The organism is Streptomyces sp. NPDC003456, assembly GCF_042878735.1.
Classification (GTDB): domain Bacteria; phylum Actinomycetota; class Actinomycetes; order Streptomycetales; family Streptomycetaceae; genus Streptomyces.
In genome coordinates this window covers 1,254,140-1,271,089 of record NZ_JBIAOK010000001.1, presented here as the reverse complement: position 1 = coordinate 1,271,089, position 16,950 = coordinate 1,254,140, and the positions used below count along the sequence as shown (strand labels likewise).

Here is a 16,950-nt window from a genome sequence, read left to right as displayed (position 1 = left end):
TCAGGTGCCGAGGATCTCCGCGAGGTCGTAGCGGACCGGCTCCTCCAGCTGCGCGTACGTGCAGCTCTCGGGGGTCCGGTCCGGGCGCCAGCGGCGGAAGCGGGCGGTGTGCCGGAAGCGCTGCCCGTTCTCCATGTGGTCGTACGCCACCTCGGCCACCCGCTCGGGCGCCAGCGGCACCCACGACAGGTCCTTGCGGCCCGACCAGCGGCTCGGCGCCCCCGGCAGCCGCGCCGTCTCGTGGGCGGCCTCCTCGGACCAGGCCGCCCACGGGTGCCCCGAGACGTCGTCCATGCGCAGCGGCTCCAGCTCCTCGACCAGCTCCGCCCGCCGCTTCATCGTGAAGGCCGCGGACACGCCCACGTGCTGGAGCGTCCCCCGGTCGTCGTACAGACCGAGCAGCAGCGAGCCGACCACCGGGCCGCTCTTGTGCAGCCGGTACCCGGCGACCACGACGTCCGCCGTCCGCTCGTGCTTGATCTTGAACATGGCGCGCTCGTCCGGCCGGTAGCGCACGGTCAGGGGCTTGGCGATCACACCGTCCAGGCCCGCCCCCTCGTACTGCTCGAACCACCGCCGCGCCACCTCGATGTCCGTCGTCGCCGGGGCCAGGTGCACGGGAGCAGCCACCCCCGACAGCTCCCGCTCCAGCAGCTCCCGCCGCTCGGTCAGCGGTGCGCCCGTCACCGCGTCGTCCCCGAGGGCCAGCAGGTCGAACACCACGAGGGACGCCGGCGTGCGCTCCGCCAGCGTGCGCACCCGCGAGTCCGCCGGATGGATCCGCTCGGTCAGCGCGTCGAAGTCCAGATGCCCCTCCCGCGCGATGACGATCTCCCCGTCCACCACGCACCGCTGCGGCAGCCGCTCCCGCACCGCCGTCACCAGCTCGGGGAAGTACCTGGTCAGCGTCTTGCCGGTCCGGCTGCCGAGCTCGACCTCGTCCCCGTCGCGGAACACGATCGCCCGGAACCCGTCCCACTTCGCCTCGTACTGCATGCCCGCGGGGATCGACGCCACCGACTTGGCGAGCATCGGCAGGACGGGAGGCATCACCGGCAGATCCATGCGTCGATTCTGCGCCCGCGTGCCCGGCTGCGCCCGATGTGCGAGGTATGCGGGGTACGCCTACCGTGGCTCGCATGGGTGACGCGGTGGAACTGGAGGTCGGCGGCCGGACCGTACGGCTGTCCAGCCCGGACAAGGTCTTCTTCCCCGAGCGCGGATTCACCAAGCTCGACCTCGCCCGCTACTACATCGCCGTCGGCCCCGGCATCCTGCGCGCCCTGCGCGACCGGCCGACCACCCTGGAGCGCTACCCCGAAGGCGTGGGCGGGGAGAACTTCTTCCAGAAGCGGGCGCCGAAGAACATGCCCGGCTGGATCCCGACCGCGCACATCACCTTCCCCAGCGGCCGCAGTGCCGACGAGATGTGCCCGACCGAGCCGGGAGCGGTGGTGTGGGCCGCCCAGTTCGGCACCCTCACCTTCCACCCCTGGCCGGTCCGCCGCGACGACGTCGACCACCCGGACGAACTGCGCATCGACCTCGACCCGCAGCCCGGCACCGACTACGACGACGCCGCCCGCGCCGCCCACGAACTGCGCGCCGTGCTCGACGAGTTCGGCGGACTGCGCGGCTTCCCCAAGACCTCCGGCGGCCGGGGCCTGCACGTCTTCGTGCCCATCGAACCGCGCTGGACCTTCACCCAGGTCCGCCGCGCCGCCATCGCCGTCGGCCGCGAGATGGAACGCCGGATGCCGCAGCAGGTCACCATCAAGTGGTGGAAGGAGGAGCGGGGCGAGCGGATCTTCATCGACTACAACCAGACGGCCCGCGACCGCACGATCGCCTCCGCCTACTCCGTGCGCCCCCGCCCGCACGCCCCCGTCTCCGCGCCCCTGCGCTGGGAGGAGGTCGGCGTGGCGCACCCGCAGGACTTCGACCTCGCGACCATGCCCGCGCGCTTCGCCGAACTCGGCGACGTGCACGCGGACATGGACGACCACCGCTACTCGCTGGAGGCCCTGCTCGACCTCGCCCGCCGCGACGAGCACGACCACGGGCTGGGCGACCTGCCGTACCCGCCCGAGTATCCGAAGATGCCGGGGGAGCCCAGACGGGTACAGCCGAGCAGGGCCAGGAAGACCCCCGGAGGGTCTACAGCTCCTTGATCCGGATGTCGCGGTACGAGACCACGTCCGTCGTGCCGTGCACCTGGAGCCCGAGGTAGCCGGAGGCGAAGCGCCGCCCGTCCGTGCCCGGGTCGTCCGCCCGCGGGGGAGTGAACTCCTGGCCGCCGGTGTTGTCGAACTCGTTGATCAGCACGCCGTTGCGGAAGACCGAGTAGTGCTGGCCCTCCACCCGGATCTCGTAGTCGTTCCAGGTGCCCTTCTGCGTCACGCCCGCACCGGCCAGGCCCACGCGGTCGAAGCCGTAGACCGAGCCCGTCTTGTACATGTCGCCGTCGGGCCGGTCGAACACCTGCACCTCGTGGCCGTACTTGATGGCGACCCACTCGGGCCGGGACTCCTCCGGGTGGTCGTGGACCCACGGGAAGCGCACGAACACACCGGAGTTGGCGTTGCCGGTGCCGGGGGCGTCGTCACGCCACTGGAGCTTCAGCGAGAAGTCGCCGTACTTGCGCTCCGGGAACCACAGCATGCCCATGCCCGGGGTGGCGGTGCCGGAGGTGAGGGTCCCGTCCGGGTTCAGCCCGAACGAACCGCCGCCGACCTGACGCCACTTGGCCAGGGACTCGGCCGTGCCGTCGAACAGCGCCCGGTAGCCCTCGGTCTGCCCGGGCTTGCCGATGCCCGACTGGCGGGCCGCCTTGCGGATCGCCCTGGACTCCCGCTGGTCGACGACGCCTTCCTTCAGCAGCGCGTCCAGGACGGAGTCGACGTGCTTGAGGAACAGCGCCTGCGACGTCCACTCCTTCTCGTCCTCGATCAACTCGCCGATCCGGCACCGGTTGTCGGTCACCCGGTTGCGCACCCCGGAGTCGACCGTGCCGACGATCACCGTCAGCCGCTCGTCGTACTCGGGGCAGTCGGGCGCCGGGACCTGCCCGGAGACGACCGTGAAGGACACCGTGCGGGCCGCCGCGGTGTTGCCGGCCTTGTCCGTGGCCCGGTACGCGACGGTGTGCGCGCCGGCCCGGTCGACGACCACCGGCGCCGAGTAGGCGAGGTAGGGCCCGCCGTCGAGCGAGTACTCGATCCTCTCCACACCCGAGCCGTGCTCGTCGGTCGCCGTGACGGTCACCCGGGCGCTGTTGACGTACGCCCCCGCGGAGTTCCTGGTGCCCTCCACGCTCACGCCCGTCACCGGCGGGGTGGTGTCCTGCGGCGGCGCGGCGACGACGGTGAACCGCACGCTCTTCTCCGCCGCCACGTTGCCCGCCTTGTCGGTGGCGCGGTAGCGGACGGTGTGCGTGCCCGCCTGGTGCACCATGACGGGCGCGGTGTACGCCTGCCAGGCCCCGGAACCCACCGCGTACTCGATGGTGTTCACCCCGGAGCCGGTGTCGGACGCCGAGACGGTGACCGTCGCCATGTCGACGTACGCACCGTCCGCGTTCCGCTCGCCGCTGACGGTCGCCGACGTCTCCGGTGCGGTGGTGTCGTCCGACTGGGGCGCCACCACCGTGAACCGGGCGCTCTTCTCGGCGGACACGTTGCCCGCCTTGTCGAACGCGCGGTAGCGGACCGTGTGGCTGCCGACCTGGTCGACGACGACCGGCGCGGTGTACGGCTGCCAGGCGCCCGTGTCGCCGAGCGCGTACTCGATCCTGTCCAGGCCGGAGCCGCCCTCGTCGGTGGCGTGCAGGGCCACGCTCGCCGAACCGACGTATTCGCCCTGCGTGTTCTGCGTGCCGCTCACGTGCGCCGACGCCGCGGGCGCGGTGGTGTCCTCGCCGGTGCCCTCGGTCACCGTCAGGATGCCCTGCATCTGGCCGTGGCCGGGGATCGTGCAGTGGTAGAAGTACCGGCCGGGCGTGAGGGTGACCTGCGCGGTGTGCTTGCCGCCCCGGGCGTCGTTGGGGTTGGCCAGGATGTTGAGCTGCACATCGTCGTTGAACTCGGGATCACTGGTCACGAACGTCAGCGTGTGCGGCATGCCGGTCGTGTTCCCGGTGGCCGCGCTGTTCTCGAAGACGATCGTGGCGGACCCGGCGACCGCGGTGGCGGGCGCCGAGAGGTACTTGTCGATGGCGTCGCCGGCCGTCCAGGTCAGCACCTGCTCGGCGGCCTGCTCGGCGGCCTGCCCGGCGGGCTGCCCGGCGGCGGGCAGTGCCTGCACGCCGAGCATCATCAGCAGGGCGGCCAGCAGGGCGGCCCCGACTCCTCGTACGCGTGTCACTCGGTCCCCCTCGCCAGCCGGCCGGCGGCCGGGGTCGGTCCGCCGCCCTTGTAGGTGACCCGCCACAGGGCCGACTTGGAGTCCGAGGTGAAGAAGCCGCGCCCGTAGTCGAGGACGTACAGCGCGCCGTCCGGACCGAACTTCCAGTCCATCAGGTTCTTGATGCCGTCGTTGCCGACCGGCACGATCTTCTTCAGCGACTCCGAGTGCACCGGCAGACCGCCGTCGCCCTGCGTCTTCGGGTCCATGATCACCGCATTGCGCGGCTGGTCGGCGTCGTAGAAGTCGCCGACGAACCACTTGCCGTCCCAGTAGGCCGGCCACTTCACGGCGCTGTCCGCCGCGGCCCTGTCGTACCGGTAGACCGGCCCGTTCATCGCCGCCTGCCCGCCGCCCTTGAGCCAGGGCAGCTTGTAGGTGGCCTCCTGCGCCTTGTACGACGGGACGCCGTTCGCGCCGCGCGGGAAGTCCGGGGCGCCGCCCGAGGGCGAGTACCAGATGTTGTTGCCCGTCACCGGCGGCAGATCGACCAGGCCGTCGTTGTTGGGCGACTCGTTCTTCGGGTGGTCGCAGTCGTACCAGCCCAGCGGCTTGGACGGGTCCGGCAGGTTGCGGTCCCGGTAGGGCTGCTTGTTGCCCATGCAGTACGGCCAGCCGCGGTTGCCCGCCTTCGTGATGGCGGCGAACGTGTCGTACTTGGCCGGGCCCCAGGTCGTCGAGGGCGCGCTCGCGTCCGGACCGACCCAGCCCGCGTACAGCACGTCCGTCGAGGTGTCGACGGAGATGCGCGCCGGGTTGCGCACACCCATCACATAGATCTCGCCGCGCGTCTTGCCGCCGCCCTCGTCGGTCTCCTCGCCGGTGAAGAGGTTGCCCTCCGGCAGCGTGTAGGTGCCGTCCGGCTCCGGATGGATGCGCAGGATCTTGCCGTTGAGGTTGTTGGTGTTGCCGGCGGTGCGGCGCGCGTCCGCGAAGGAGACGCCCTTGTAGTTCGGCTCCGGGTTGTTGCCGGAGTAACCGCCGCTGAAGCCGCTGGAGTTGTTGTCACCGGTGGCGATGTACAGGTTGCCCTTGGAGTCCCAGGCCATCCCGCCGCCCGCGTGGCAGCAGCTGTGGATCTGCACCGGCCACTTCAGCAGCACCTTCTCGCTGGACAGGTCCAGCTTGTTCGTGGCCCGGTCGAGCGTGAACCGGGAGACGCGCCGCTCGGCGATCCGCCTGTCGCGGTCGATCCGCGAGTGCGGCGTGTAGTGCAGGTACACCCAGCCGTTCTGCGCGAACCCCGGGTCCAGCTCGATGCCGAGCAACCCTTCCTCGACCTTGACCAGTTCGTCGCCGCCGCCCTTGTTGCCGAAGACGGTCAGCGCGCCGGCCAGAGTGACCTGCTCGGTCTTCGGGTCGTAGACGTGGATCTCGCCCTTGCCCTTGCCGATGTCGGGGTTGTTCCAGTCGGTGACCACCGGCTGCGAGGGGTCCGCCCCGCCCCGGCCGATGTAGAAGATTCGGCCGTCGGGGGCGGTGACCAGGCCGTGCGGCTCGCCGATCTGGTCGTTCTGCCCGGGCCGGTTGGGCTTGGTCAGGCGCTCGGCCGCGTAGTTGGCGTTGATGGTCGCCTTGCAGTCCGCCTGCTCCAGCCGGGTCGTCCACATCAGCGCGCCGCGCAGATGGGCGCGGAAGTCCGCCTCGTCCCAGGACGACACCGTGCCGCCCATGCCGGTGTAGAAGGAGCGTCCGCCGTCGTAGTCCCGGCACCAGCTGACCGGATGGTCCCAGCCGTTGGCGCCGGTACCCGGCTGATAGGTCGACTCCCGCACGCGGGCCACCGTGTGGACGTCGCCCGAGGGGTTCTTGACCCAGTTCAGCCACTTGTCGGGACGCTTCCACTGCACCGGGAGCTCCCGGGTGGCCGGGTGCCGGCGGTCGCCGACCTCCACGGTCGCCCGCTGCACCGACGCCGGGCTCGACGCGGCCGGCCGGGCCCCGACCAGACCGGTGAACCAGTCCGAGTACGGTTCCGCGCGCGCGGCGTCGTGGACGCCGACGAACCCGCCGCCGGCCTCCATGTACGCCTCCAGGCCCGCCTCCTGCTCCGCGTCGAGCACGTCGCCCCCACCGGTCAGGAAGACGACCGCGTTGAAGCGGCCGAGCCTGGTGTCGTCGGTGAACACCGAGGCGTCGTCGGTGGCATGGACCTTGAAGCGGCGGTCCGCCGGTCCCGACGCCCCGATGTCCTCGATGGTCTCGATCCCGGCGTTCACCACCGGGGACTCCTCTCCGGCCGCGGCGGAACCGTGGAAGATCAGCACCCGTACGTTCGCGCCGCCCGGCGGCGACGTGATCGACATCGTTGTCAACGGCGGGTCGGGGTACGGGCGCGCGTTCGCCGCGGGCCCGGACAGCAGCCCGGCCGCCATGGCGACGGCGGCCACCGAGGCCACCCGCACACGTCTCTTCCTGCTCGCCCCTCGTAAGTGCATGGGCACCTCCTCGGTCACAGCAACACCGCCAAGGAAGCTAGACCCCTTTGCCCGCGCCGCCAATACCTATGACCGGGATGGCATCAACTTTGTCTTGAGTGTGGATAAACGGCCGTGCGGCCGGTACCGTCTCAGCGGTTCAGCACAGGTACGCCTCCGTAAATGCCTTACCAGAGTGGGGAGTTCCGCATGGACAGACGCAGCTTCAACCGGCGGGTCCTGCTGGGCGGCGCGGCCGTCGCGACATCGTTGTCCGTGGCGCCGGAGGCCCTCAGCGCCGACAAGCCGGCGAGGACGGCCCCCGCCGGGGGCGAGGTGAAGCGCATCAAGCTGTACGCCGAGAAGCTGGCGGACGGTCAGATGGGCTACGGCCTGGAGAAGGGCAAGGCGAGCGTCCCGGGACCGCTGATCGAGCTCAACGAGGGCGACACGCTCCACATCGAGTTCGAGAACACCATGGACGTCGCGGTGAGCCTGCACGTCCACGGCCTCGACTACGAGATCACCAGCGACGGCACCAAGCTGAACCGCAGTCACGTCGAGCCCGGCGGCACGCGCACCTACACCTGGCGCACCCACGCCCCCGGCCGCCGCAAGGACGGCACCTGGCGCTCGGGCAGCGCGGGCTACTGGCACTACCACGACCACGTCGTCGGCACCGAACACGGCACCGGCGGGCTGCAGAAGGGCCTGTTCGGCGCGGTCGTCGTCCGGCGCAAGGGCGACGTCCTGCCGGACCGCACGCACACGGTCGTCTTCAACGACATGCGCATCAACAACAGGCCGCCGCACTCGGGGCCCGACTTCGAGGCCACGGTCGGGGACCGGGTCGAGTTCGTCGTGATCACGCACGGCGAGTTCTACCACACGTTCCACATGCACGGTCACCGCTGGGCGGACAACCGCACCGGCATGCTCACCGGCCCGGACGACCCCAGCCAGGTGATCGACAACAAGATCACCGGCCCGGCCGACTCCTTCGGCTTCCAGGTGATCGCGGGGGAGGGGGTCGGCGCCGGCGCGTGGATGTACCACTGCCACGTGCAGAGCCACTCCGACATGGGGATGGTGGGCCTGTTCCTGGTGAAGAAGCCGGACGGCACCATCCCCGGCTACGACCCGCACGACCACGGGCAGGAGCCCGGCGACGGAGGCGGGCACGAGCACGGCGCCGCCGCGGGGGGCGGACACGAGCACTGAGGGGCGCGGGCTCCGGCGCCGCGGACGGTCGACGGGACGGTCGACGGGACGGTGGGCCCGGCACTGACGGCGCGCGGACGGTCCGGCGCTCCCCGACCGCGGGAGAGCGCTCTCACCCGTCGCCGTGCCCGGGGCTATCCTGATCCGCAGCCGCAGAGAGGGAGCCCCGAAGTGACCGACACAGCGCCGCGTCCCACTCTGGAGGCCGTGGCCGCACGGGCCGGGGTCTCGCGGGCCACCGTCTCGCGCGTGGTCAACGGCGGGGACGGGGTGCGGGACGTCCTGGTCGAACGGGTCCGCAAGGCCGTGGAGGAACTCGGCTACGTGCCGAACCAGGCCGCCCGCTCCCTGGTCACCCGGCGGCACGACGCGGTCGCGGTGGTCGTCGCCGAACCGGAGACGCGCGTGTTCGCCGACCCGTTCTTCGCGCTCCAGCTGCGCGGCATCAGCAAGGAACTCACCGCCCACGACAACCAGCTCGTGCTGCTGCTCACCGAGGGCCGCGACGACCACGCCCGGGTCGGCCGTTACCTCGCGGGCGGGCACGTCGACGGCGCCCTGGTCTTCTCGCTCCACCTCGACGACCCGCTGCCGGAGCTGATCCAGCGCGCGGGCGTGCCCACCGTCTTCGGCGGACGGCCCGGCTGGGGCGGCGACCGGCGGGACGTGGTCTACGTCGACAGCGACAACCGCGGCGGCGCCCGGGACGCCGTCCGCCACCTGGCGGGCCTCGGCCGCACCCGCATCGCGCACATCACCGGCGCCCTCGACCAGACCTCGGCGGTCGACCGGCTCGACGGCTACCGCGACGTCATGGCGGACGCCGACCCGCGGCTGATCGCCGAGGCCGACTTCACCTACGCCGGCGGTGAGCGGGCCATGCGCGAACTGCTCGCCCGCTGCCCCGACGTGGACGCCGTGTTCGCCGCGAACGACCTCACCGCCTCCGGCGCGCTGCGCGTCCTGCGCGAGTCCGGCCGCCGCGTCCCCGACGACGTGGCCGTCATCGGCTTCGACGACATGCAGCCGATCGCCGAGCAGACCGACCCGCCGCTGACCACGGTCCGCCAGGACATCGAGGAGATGGGCCGCCTGATGACCCGACTCCTCCTGCGCGGCCTGGACCGGGACGCCCCCCGCGAGGGCCTCGCCGGCACCCCGTCCAGCGTGGTGCTCCCCACGACACTGGTACGCCGCGGATCGGCCTGACAGGCCCTAGGTGTCCTGTTCGGACAGGTCGGTGCCCTGACCCTCCGGCCGCTCGCTGCGGACCACCGCGAAGCGGGCGCCGTACGGGTCGGCCAGCTTGGCCAGGCGCCCGACGCCCGGCACGTCGGTGGCGGGAAGACGCACCGTGCCGCCGCGTTCCCCGGCCCTCGCGACGACGGCGTCCGGGTCCGTCACCTCGAAGTACGGCAGCCAGTACGCCTGTTCCTCGGCCGGGTCCCCGGACAGCGGGACGACGCCGCCGAACATGGCCTCCTCGCCTTCCCCGGCCGGATGGAACGCGGTGTAGATGCCGCTCGGGAAGTCGACACCGGCGGTCTCCAGGCCGAGGACCGAGTGGTAGAAGGCGGCCGTGGCCGGGACGTCGGCCGTGTACAGCTCCACCCAGCACAGCGAGCCCGGCTCCTGGACGGCCTCCAGGCCCTGGTTGCGGCCCGGCTGCCACAGGCCGAAGGACACCCCCGCCTGGTCGGCGAGGATCGCCATGCGGCCGAGGTCCTGCACGTCCATGGGCTGCACGAGGACCCGGCCGTGCTTCTGCTCGGCCGCCCGTGCCGTGGCGTCCGCGTCCGGCGCCTGGAAGTACACCGTCCAGGACGGCGGCCCCTGCTCCGCCGTGGTCTGCATCCCCCCGGCGGCGGTCCGCCCGCCGAGCCGGAACAGCCCGTACCCGCCGACCTCCGGTCCGCCCGGCTCGAACCGCCAGCCGAACAGATCGCCGTAGAAGGCCGCCGCGCCCCCGATGTCGGGCACGCCGAGATCGATCCAGTTGGGGGAGCCGGTGACATAACGGGTGGTGAGCATCCTCGCCCTCCTCGCACAGGGGCCCGTTCGCCCGTACTGCCGAGTCTCGCACCGCGCGCGGCCCGGCGCCGCCGGAACGCGGCCGGTGCCTGCCCCGCCGCACCGGCCGTGGCCGCCCGGGTGGCGCGCGGCTCCGCGCGCCGCCGTGCGCCCGGCCGTCCGCCGGGGCAGCATCGAGGCGGCCCGGGGCCCGTGAACGCGGTGTTGATCCGGCGTTGATCGAACGTTTTTCGCCTGCCGCGAGGCTTCCGGCCATGCACATCGACACGATGATCACGCCCGAACTCGCCTGGCAGCAGGAAGCGCTGTGCGCGCAGACCGGGGCGGACTTCTTCTTCCCCGAGCCGGGCAGCTCGGTGCGCGAGGCGAAGCGGATCTGCGGCATGTGCCCGATCCGCACGGCCTGCCTGGAGTACGCGATGGCCCACGACGAGCGCTTCGGCGTCTGGGGCGGCCTGTCCGAGAAGGAGCGGCTGGAGCTGCGGCGCGTGGCGCGGTAGCCCGGCGGCACCGCCGCGTGCGCGGCACACGGGCAGGGCCCGGCCGCTCGTGGCGGCCGGGCCCTGCCCGGTGCGTGCGCGGGGTGCCGTCAGGCGCCGGCGCGGGCGGCCATGCGGGCCTTGCGGGCGGCCAGCTTCTCGTCGAACTTCGCCGCCTCGGAGTCGAGGCCGCCCATGAACAGCCCGAGCTCCTCCTGCGCCTTGCGGCCCTCCGCGCCCAGCCCGTCGATCTCCATGACCTTCAGGTGGCGCAGCACGGGCTGCAGCACGTCGTCGTGGTGGATGCGCAGGTTGTAGACCTCGCCGATCGCCATCTGCGCGGCGGCCCGCTCGAAGCCGGGGATGCCGTGCCCGGGCATCCGGAAGTCGACCACGACGTCCCGGACGGCCTGCATCGTCAGGTCGGGCGCCAGCTCGAAGGCCGCCTTGAGCAGGTTGCGGTAGAAGACCATGTGCAGGTTCTCGTCGGTGGCGATCCGGGCCAGCATGCGGTCGCAGACCGGGTCGCCGGACTGGTGGCCGGTGTTGCGGTGCGAGATGCGCGTCGCCAGCTCCTGGAAGGCGACGTAGGCGACCGAGTGCAGCATCGAGTGCCGGTTGTCCGACTCGAAGCCCTCGCTCATGTGGGACATGCGGAACTGCTCCAGCTTGTCCGGGTCCACCGCGCGCGAGGTGAGCAGGTAGTCGCGCATCACGATGCCGTGCCGGCCCTCCTCGGCGGTCCAGCGGTGCACCCAGGTGCCCCACGCGCCGTCGCGGCCGAACAGGCTGGCGATCTCGTGGTGGTAGCTGGGCAGGTTGTCCTCGGTCAGCAGGTTCACGACCAGCGCGATGCGGCCGATCTCCGTGACCTTGGACTGCTCCTTCTCCCAGGCCTCGCCGTCCTCGAAGAGGCCGGGGAAGTTGCGTCCGTCGCTCCACGGGACGTACTCGTGCGGCATCCAGTCCTTGGCGACCTTCAGATGCCGGTTGAGTTCGGTCTCGACCACTTCCTCCAGGGCGTGCAGCAGCTGGGCGTCGGACCAGGCGCCGGCGGGGCTGCCGAGATGGGGAGCGGTGATCGTCATGGACTCTCCAGGGGGACATGCGTACGAGCGGTGAGCAATAACCTACGGCATCGTAGGCTACGTCTCCGTAGGTTACGAGGCCGTAGGTCGAGAGCGCCGCAAAGGCCGCTGATCAGCGGTGTCGCCCATGTGTAGGGCGTGCCTCCGGATGTGCAGGTCGGCGGCCCGGAAGGCGGCGGACCCGCCCGGTCAGACGTACAGCTCGCGCAGCCGCACCGAGAGACATGTCACACAGCCTTCGAGCTTCTCGAACTCGCTGATGTCCACGACGACCGGTTCGTACCCGAGGTCGGCGAACAGCTCCGCGGTCTTCGGCGCACCCGCCGCCATGAGCAGCTTGTCCCCGCCGAGCAGCACCACGTGGGCCCCGGACTCCTCCGGCACCGGCAGGAAGCGGCCGAACAGCGAGGGCGTGTCCATCTGGGGGATGTGCCCGATCACCGTGCCGTCGGGCAGCGCCGTGACCGCGGTCTTCAGGTGCAGCACCTTGCTCACCGGCACGGAGACGACCCGCGCGCCGAGCGGCTCGAACGCGGCGCGCAGCTGCTGGACGCCGGCGGCGTTGGTGCGCCCGCCCCGGCCCACGTACACCGTGTCGCCGATCTTCAGGACGTCGCCGCCCTCCAGCGTGCCCGGCTCCCAGACCCAGTTCACCGAGCAGCCGAGACCGGCCACCGCCTCCTCGACGCCGGCGGTCTCCTCCCGCCGCGATGCGGCGCCGGGACGGGTGATCAGGGCGACGTTCCGGTACATGACCACCGTGTCCTCGACGAACACCGCGTCCGGGCAGTCGTCGGCCGGCTCCACCTCGACCGTCTCCCAGCCGTGCGTGCGCAGGGCCGTCACGTACGCCTCCCACTGCTCGAGCGCGAGGTCGGTGTCGACGGGCTCCCGCTCGATGTGCGTCACCAGCCCTTCGGCGAGGCGCGGGCCGGGACGGCGGACGAGGGCCTTCTTGCTGGGCACGAGGACGACTCCGTATCGGCAGGGGACGTAGGGGACCGCACCGTGGGGGTTCCCGGGATCGGCCGGAACCCGACGTGCGTCGGCCGACCATCATGCAGGGCGGCGGGAGGGGAGGACAGCCCCCGCTCCCGTCGCCCTGGCACCGTCAGCCCACCGGCCCAGGCACGCGCCCCGCCCCGCCGGTGCGCCCTCGCCCCGCACGGGACCGGGTGGCCGGGCGGGACGACGCCACCGTCCATGGTGACGGCCCGGCTCCCGGGCACCTGGCGGCTTCCGCCCGGCGGCCCGGCACCCGGCGGCCCGGCGGCCCGGCGCCCGGCGGTCGCCAACCGGCGGCGGCCCGAGCGCTCCGCGCCCGGACGGCTCTCAGCCCGACGCCACCGCGCCCGCCCCGACCGCGCGCCGCAGATGCTCGGCGGTGCACGAACCCTGCGCCTCGAGCAGGTGGCGGGGCGTTCCCTCGAAGACGACCTCGCCGCCGTCCCGGCCGCCGTCCGGGCCGAGGTCGATCACCCAGTCGGCCCGGGCGACGACGTCCAGGTTGTGCTCGACCACGACGACCGTGTTGCCCGCGTCGACCAGCCGCTCCAACAGGGCGATCAGGCCGGCGACGTCCGCCATGTGCAGGCCGGTCGTCGGCTCGTCGAGCACGTACACCGCGCCCGTCCGGTGCAGCCGCGTCGCCAGCTTGATGCGCTGCCGCTCGCCGCCGGAGAGCGTGGACAGGGGCTGACCGAGCGTCAGATACGTCAGCCCGACGTCCCGCAGGGCCCGCAGCCGGCGCCGCACGCCCGCGTCGTCGAAGAAGGCGAGCGCCTCCCCGGCGGTCATCTCCAGCACGTCGGCCACGGAGCGGCCCCGCACGGTCAGCGCGAGCACCTCCTCCTTGAAGCGCCGCCCCTCGCAGTCCTGGCAGGTCGTCGTCACCGGGTCCATGAACGCGAGGTCGGTGTGGATGACACCGCGGCCCTCGCAGGTGCCGCACGCCCCGGCGGAGTTGAAGCTGAACAGGCCCGGCTCCGCCCCCGTCGCACGGGCGAAGAGCCTGCGGACGGTGTCCATGATCCCCAGATACGTCGCCGGGGTGGACCGGCCCGAGATGCCGATGGCGGACTGGTCGACGACCACGGCCTCCCGGTGCGCCGCGGTGAACTCGCCGACGAGCGTGCTCTTGCCCGACCCCGCGACCCCGGTCACGGCGGTGAGCACACCGGCCGGGAACCGCACGGTCACGTCCCGCAGGTTGTGCCGGTCCGCGCCCTCGACCCACAGCTCGCCGGTGGGGCGGCGCACCGTGTCCTTGACCGCCGTACGGCTGCGCAGGCAGCGCCCGGTGAGTGTGCCGGACGCCACGAGCCGGGCGGGTGTCCCCTCGAACACCACCGTGCCGCCCTGCGCACCGGCCCCCGGCCCCATGTCGACCACGTGGTCGGCGAGCGCGATGACGTCCGGGTCGTGCTCCACCACGAGCACCGTGTTGCCCTTGTCGCGCAGCCGCAGCAGCAGCTCGCCCAGGCGCCGCACGTCGCGCGGGTGCAGTCCGACGCTGGGCTCGTCGAAGATGTACGTCATCCCGGTCAGGCTGGAGCCGAGGTGCCGCACCGTCTTCAGCCGCTGCCCCTCCCCGCCGCTGAGCGTCGCGGTCTCCCGGTCGAGGCTGAGGTAGCCGAGGCCGATCGCCTCGATCCGCTCCAGGGCGGCCACCGCCGCCGAGGCGATCGGCCGCGCCACCGGATCGTCGATCTCCTTCAGGACGGTGATCAGGTCCGTGACCTGCATCCGGGTGCAGTCGGCGATGGACCGGCCGCCGATGCGGGTGGCGAGCGCCGCCGCGTTCAGCCGCGCGCCCCGGCAGGCCGGGCAGACGCCCTCCACCAGGAACTGTCCGACGAGGTCGCGGGTCTTCTGGCTCATGGCGGACAGGTCCCGTTTGAGGTACAGCCGCTCGAAGCGGTCCGCCAGGCCCTCGTAGTCGGTGGTCCAGGTGCCGCCGCTGCCGCTGACGGTGACCTTGCTGCCCGGCCGCCCCCGCATCAGGAACGCGCGCTCGGCGGCGGTGAAGCGTCCCACCGGCTTGTCGGGGTCGAGTGCGGGGCTGTGGGTGTACGCCTGGCCCTGCCAGGTCCCGGCGGCGAACGGCGGGAAGCGGACCGCCCCGCCGGCCAGGGAGCGGTCCGGGTCCAGGATGCGGTCCCAGTCGGGCCGCACGGTCCGGCCGAGGCCGTCGCACTCGGGGCACATCCCCGACGGGTCGTTGAACGAGTACGCGGTGGCGGGCCCCGCGCTCGGGGTGCCGTGCCGGGAGAACAGCACCCGGATCACCGAGTAGACGTCGGTCATCGTGCCGACCGTGGACCGCGAGTGGCCGCCCACCGGCCGTTGGTCGACGACGATCGCGGGGGTGAGGTCCTCCAGGCCGTCCGCGTGCGGCCGTTCGAACTTGGGCAGCCGGTTGCGGACGAACCACGGGAAGGTCTCGTTGAGCTGGCGCTGCGACTCCACCGCGATCGTGTCGAAGACCACCGACGACTTCCCCGACCCCGAAACGCCGGTGAACACGGTCAGCCGGCCTTTCGGGATGCGGAGGGTGACGTCCTTGAGGTTGTTCTCCCGGGCTGCGGTGAGGGTGATGACATCGGGCATGCGCCCGAAGCTAGGCGGTATACCCGACAGCCTCCGGCGTGATTTCCCGCAGTTCTCCCTCCTCCATCATCAGCCAGCGCGTGATGCCGACCGACTCCAGGAACGGCAGGTCGTGACTGGCCACCAGCAGCGCCCCCTCGTACGAGTCCAGGGCCGAGACCAGCTGGCGCACGCTCGCCATGTCGAGGTTGTTGGTCGGCTCGTCCAGCATGAGCAGCTGCGGGGCGGGCTCGGCCAGCATCAGCGCGGCCAGGGCCGCCCGGAAGCGTTCGCCGCCGGACAGCGTCGCCGCCTTCCGGTCGGCCCGGGCGCCCCGGAACAGGAACCGGGCCAGCCGCGCCCGCACCCGGTTGTTCGTGGCGTCCGGCGCGAACCGGGCCACGTTCTCGGCGACCGTCAGCTCCTCGTCGAGGACGTCGAGCCGCTGCGGCAGGAACCGCAGCGGGACGTGGGCCGTGACCTCGCCCGCCTCCGGCGCGAGCTCGCCGCCGATCGTGCGCAGCAGGGTCGTCTTGCCCGCGCCGTTGCGCCCGATCAGCGCGACCCGCTCCGGGCCGCGCAGGTCGAGACCCCCGACCCGGGCGCCGTGGCGGAGCCGGAGATCGCGCAGGGTGAGGACCGTGCGTCCCGGCGGGACGGCCGTGTAGGGCAGTTCGACGCGGATCTCGTCGTCGTCCCGCACGGCCTCGGCGGCCTCGTCCAGCCGCTCCCTGGCCTCGGCGAGCTTCTCCTCGTGCATGAGGCGGTGCTTGCCCGCGGACTCCTGTGCCGCGCGCTTGCGCGCCCCCATGACGATCTTCGGCTCGCGCTTCTGGTCCCACATCCTCTGCCCGTACCGCTTGCGGCGGGCCAGCTTGACCTGGGCGTCGGCCAGTTCGCGCTTCTGCTTGCGCAGATCGGCCTCGGCGACGCGCACCATGCGCTCGGCGGCCTCCTGTTCGACCTCCAGTGCCGCCTCGTAGTCGGTGAAGTTGCCGCCGTACCAGGTGATCGCGCCCGAGCGCAGATCGGCGATCCGGTCGACGAGGTCGAGCAGTTCACGGTCGTGGCTGACCACGATCATGACGCCCGGCCAGGTGCGGACGGCCTCGTACAGCCGCCCGCGCGCGTACAGGTCGAGGTTGTTCGTCGGCTCGTCCAGGAGCAGGACGTCGGGCCGGCGCAGCAGCAGCGCGGCCAGCCGCAGCAGCACCGACTCGCCGCCGGACACCTCGCCGACGGTGCGGTCGAGACCGACGTGGCCGAGCCCGAGGTCGCCGAGCGTGGCGAGGGCGCGCTCCTCGACGTCCCAGTCGTCGCCGACCGTCTCGAAGTGCTCCTCGGACACGTCACCGGCCTCGATGGCGTGCAGTGCGGCCCGCCGGCCGGCGATGCCGAGCGCCTCGTCGACCCGCAGGGCGGTGTCGAGCGTGACGTTCTGCGGGAGGTGTCCGACCTCCCCGGCGACACGGACGGTGCCGTCGGGCGGCGGGAGTTCACCGGCGATCAGTTTCAGCAGGGTCGATTTTCCCGACCCGTTGACCCCGACCAGGCCGGTGCGGCCGGGGCCGAACGCGGCGTCCAGTCCCTCGAAGACGGGGGTGCCGTCGGGCCAGGCGAACGACAGGGACGTGACGGTGACGGATGAAGACATGGCGGCCTCACTCGCGGTTGCTCGAAGCAGACAGGGGCAAACGCGTGTCGAGACACCTGCGACCTGGGAGG

Annotated in this window: 12 protein-coding genes; 4 read left to right on the top strand and 8 right to left on the bottom strand. The window is 72.2% G+C overall.

From position 1 onward, the window contains the following. Positions 1-1,065, bottom strand: a complete 1,065-nt coding sequence (locus ACFYWG_RS05285; protein ID WP_376324393.1) for an ATP-dependent DNA ligase — start codon at positions 1,063-1,065, stop codon at positions 1-3. Between the two features lie 74 nt (positions 1,066-1,139). Between ACFYWG_RS05285 and ligD the strand changes: the two genes are divergently transcribed. Beyond that, positions 1,140-2,171, top strand: a complete 1,032-nt coding sequence (ligD, locus tag ACFYWG_RS05280; protein WP_376324396.1) for a non-homologous end-joining DNA ligase — start codon at positions 1,140-1,142, stop codon at positions 2,169-2,171. On the opposite strand, the gene ACFYWG_RS05275 is transcribed toward ligD, so the two are convergent. After that, entirely contained in the window at positions 2,158-4,314 is a 2,157-nt protein-coding gene (locus ACFYWG_RS05275) for an OmpL47-type beta-barrel domain-containing protein (protein ID WP_389199475.1), read from the bottom strand. The genes ligD and ACFYWG_RS05275 overlap by 14 nt on opposite strands. Positions 4,315-4,358: 44 nt before the next feature. Continuing rightward, the gene (locus ACFYWG_RS05270; protein ID WP_389199374.1) at positions 4,359-6,839 is read right to left on the bottom strand and encodes a ThuA domain-containing protein; all 2,481 of its coding nucleotides are present in this window, start codon (positions 6,837-6,839) and stop codon (positions 4,359-4,361) included. A 189-nt stretch (positions 6,840-7,028) separates the two neighbouring features. On the opposite strand from ACFYWG_RS05270, the gene ACFYWG_RS05265 reads away from it, so the two are divergent. Further along, positions 7,029-8,039 carry a multicopper oxidase domain-containing protein gene (locus ACFYWG_RS05265; protein ID WP_376324401.1) on the top strand — a complete coding sequence of 337 codons (1,011 nt, stop codon included), beginning with the start codon at positions 7,029-7,031 and terminating at the stop codon, positions 8,037-8,039. Between the two features lie 171 nt (positions 8,040-8,210). Continuing rightward, positions 8,211-9,248 carry a LacI family DNA-binding transcriptional regulator gene (locus ACFYWG_RS05260; protein WP_376324404.1) on the top strand — a complete coding sequence of 346 codons (1,038 nt, stop codon included), beginning with the start codon at positions 8,211-8,213 and terminating at the stop codon, positions 9,246-9,248. Positions 9,249-9,254: 6 nt separating this feature from the next. Here ACFYWG_RS05260 and ACFYWG_RS05255 read toward each other — a convergent pair whose 3' ends face one another. Further along, the gene (locus tag ACFYWG_RS05255; RefSeq protein WP_389199371.1) at positions 9,255-10,070 is read right to left on the bottom strand and encodes a VOC family protein; all 816 of its coding nucleotides are present in this window, start codon (positions 10,068-10,070) and stop codon (positions 9,255-9,257) included. Positions 10,071-10,324: 254 nt separating this feature from the next. Between ACFYWG_RS05255 and ACFYWG_RS05250 the strand changes: the two genes are divergently transcribed. Then, the gene (locus ACFYWG_RS05250; RefSeq protein ID WP_376324410.1) at positions 10,325-10,570 is read left to right on the top strand and encodes a WhiB family transcriptional regulator; all 246 of its coding nucleotides are present in this window, start codon (positions 10,325-10,327) and stop codon (positions 10,568-10,570) included. A gap of 89 nt (positions 10,571-10,659) precedes the next feature. On the opposite strand, the gene ACFYWG_RS05245 is transcribed toward ACFYWG_RS05250, so the two are convergent. The 4 genes from ACFYWG_RS05245 to ACFYWG_RS05230 form a co-directional block, all read right to left on the bottom strand. Then, entirely contained in the window at positions 10,660-11,637 is a 978-nt protein-coding gene (locus ACFYWG_RS05245) for an acyl-ACP desaturase (RefSeq protein WP_383507397.1), read from the bottom strand. Positions 11,638-11,826: 189 nt separating this feature from the next. Further along, on the bottom strand, positions 11,827-12,603 hold the full coding sequence (gene ddaH / locus ACFYWG_RS05240; RefSeq protein WP_376324414.1) for a dimethylargininase: 777 nt from the start codon (positions 12,601-12,603) through the stop codon (positions 11,827-11,829). Between the two features lie 366 nt (positions 12,604-12,969). Further along, positions 12,970-15,246, bottom strand: a complete 2,277-nt coding sequence (locus ACFYWG_RS05235) for an ATP-binding cassette domain-containing protein (protein WP_389199369.1) — start codon at positions 15,244-15,246, stop codon at positions 12,970-12,972. Between the two features lie 10 nt (positions 15,247-15,256). After that, on the bottom strand, positions 15,257-16,879 hold the full coding sequence (locus tag ACFYWG_RS05230) for an ABC-F family ATP-binding cassette domain-containing protein (protein WP_389199367.1): 1,623 nt from the start codon (positions 16,877-16,879) through the stop codon (positions 15,257-15,259). Positions 16,880-16,950 lie beyond the last annotated feature (71 nt).

What these genes read in the sequence shown, in the direction of transcription:
- ACFYWG_RS05235 (WP_389199369.1), bottom strand. Translation starts at nt 15,246, where the DNA reads ATGCCCGATGTCATCACCCTCACCGCAGCCCGGGAGAACAACCTCAAG.
- ACFYWG_RS05275 (WP_389199475.1), bottom strand. Translation starts at nt 4,314, where the DNA reads ATGATGCTCGGCGTGCAGGCACTGCCCGCCGCCGGGCAGCCCGCCGGG.
- ACFYWG_RS05270 (WP_389199374.1), bottom strand. Translation starts at nt 6,839, where the DNA reads ATGCACTTACGAGGGGCGAGCAGGAAGAGACGTGTGCGGGTGGCCTCG.
- ACFYWG_RS05265 (WP_376324401.1), top strand. Translation starts at nt 7,029, where the DNA reads ATGGACAGACGCAGCTTCAACCGGCGGGTCCTGCTGGGCGGCGCGGCC.
- ACFYWG_RS05245 (WP_383507397.1), bottom strand. Translation starts at nt 11,637, where the DNA reads ATGACGATCACCGCTCCCCATCTCGGCAGCCCCGCCGGCGCCTGGTCC.
- ACFYWG_RS05230 (WP_389199367.1), bottom strand. Translation starts at nt 16,879, where the DNA reads ATGTCTTCATCCGTCACCGTCACGTCCCTGTCGTTCGCCTGGCCCGAC.
- ligD (WP_376324396.1), top strand. Translation starts at nt 1,140, where the DNA reads ATGGGTGACGCGGTGGAACTGGAGGTCGGCGGCCGGACCGTACGGCTG.
- ACFYWG_RS05250 (WP_376324410.1), top strand. Translation starts at nt 10,325, where the DNA reads ATGCACATCGACACGATGATCACGCCCGAACTCGCCTGGCAGCAGGAA.
- ACFYWG_RS05285 (WP_376324393.1), bottom strand. Translation starts at nt 1,065, where the DNA reads ATGGATCTGCCGGTGATGCCTCCCGTCCTGCCGATGCTCGCCAAGTCG.
- ACFYWG_RS05255 (WP_389199371.1), bottom strand. Translation starts at nt 10,070, where the DNA reads ATGCTCACCACCCGTTATGTCACCGGCTCCCCCAACTGGATCGATCTC.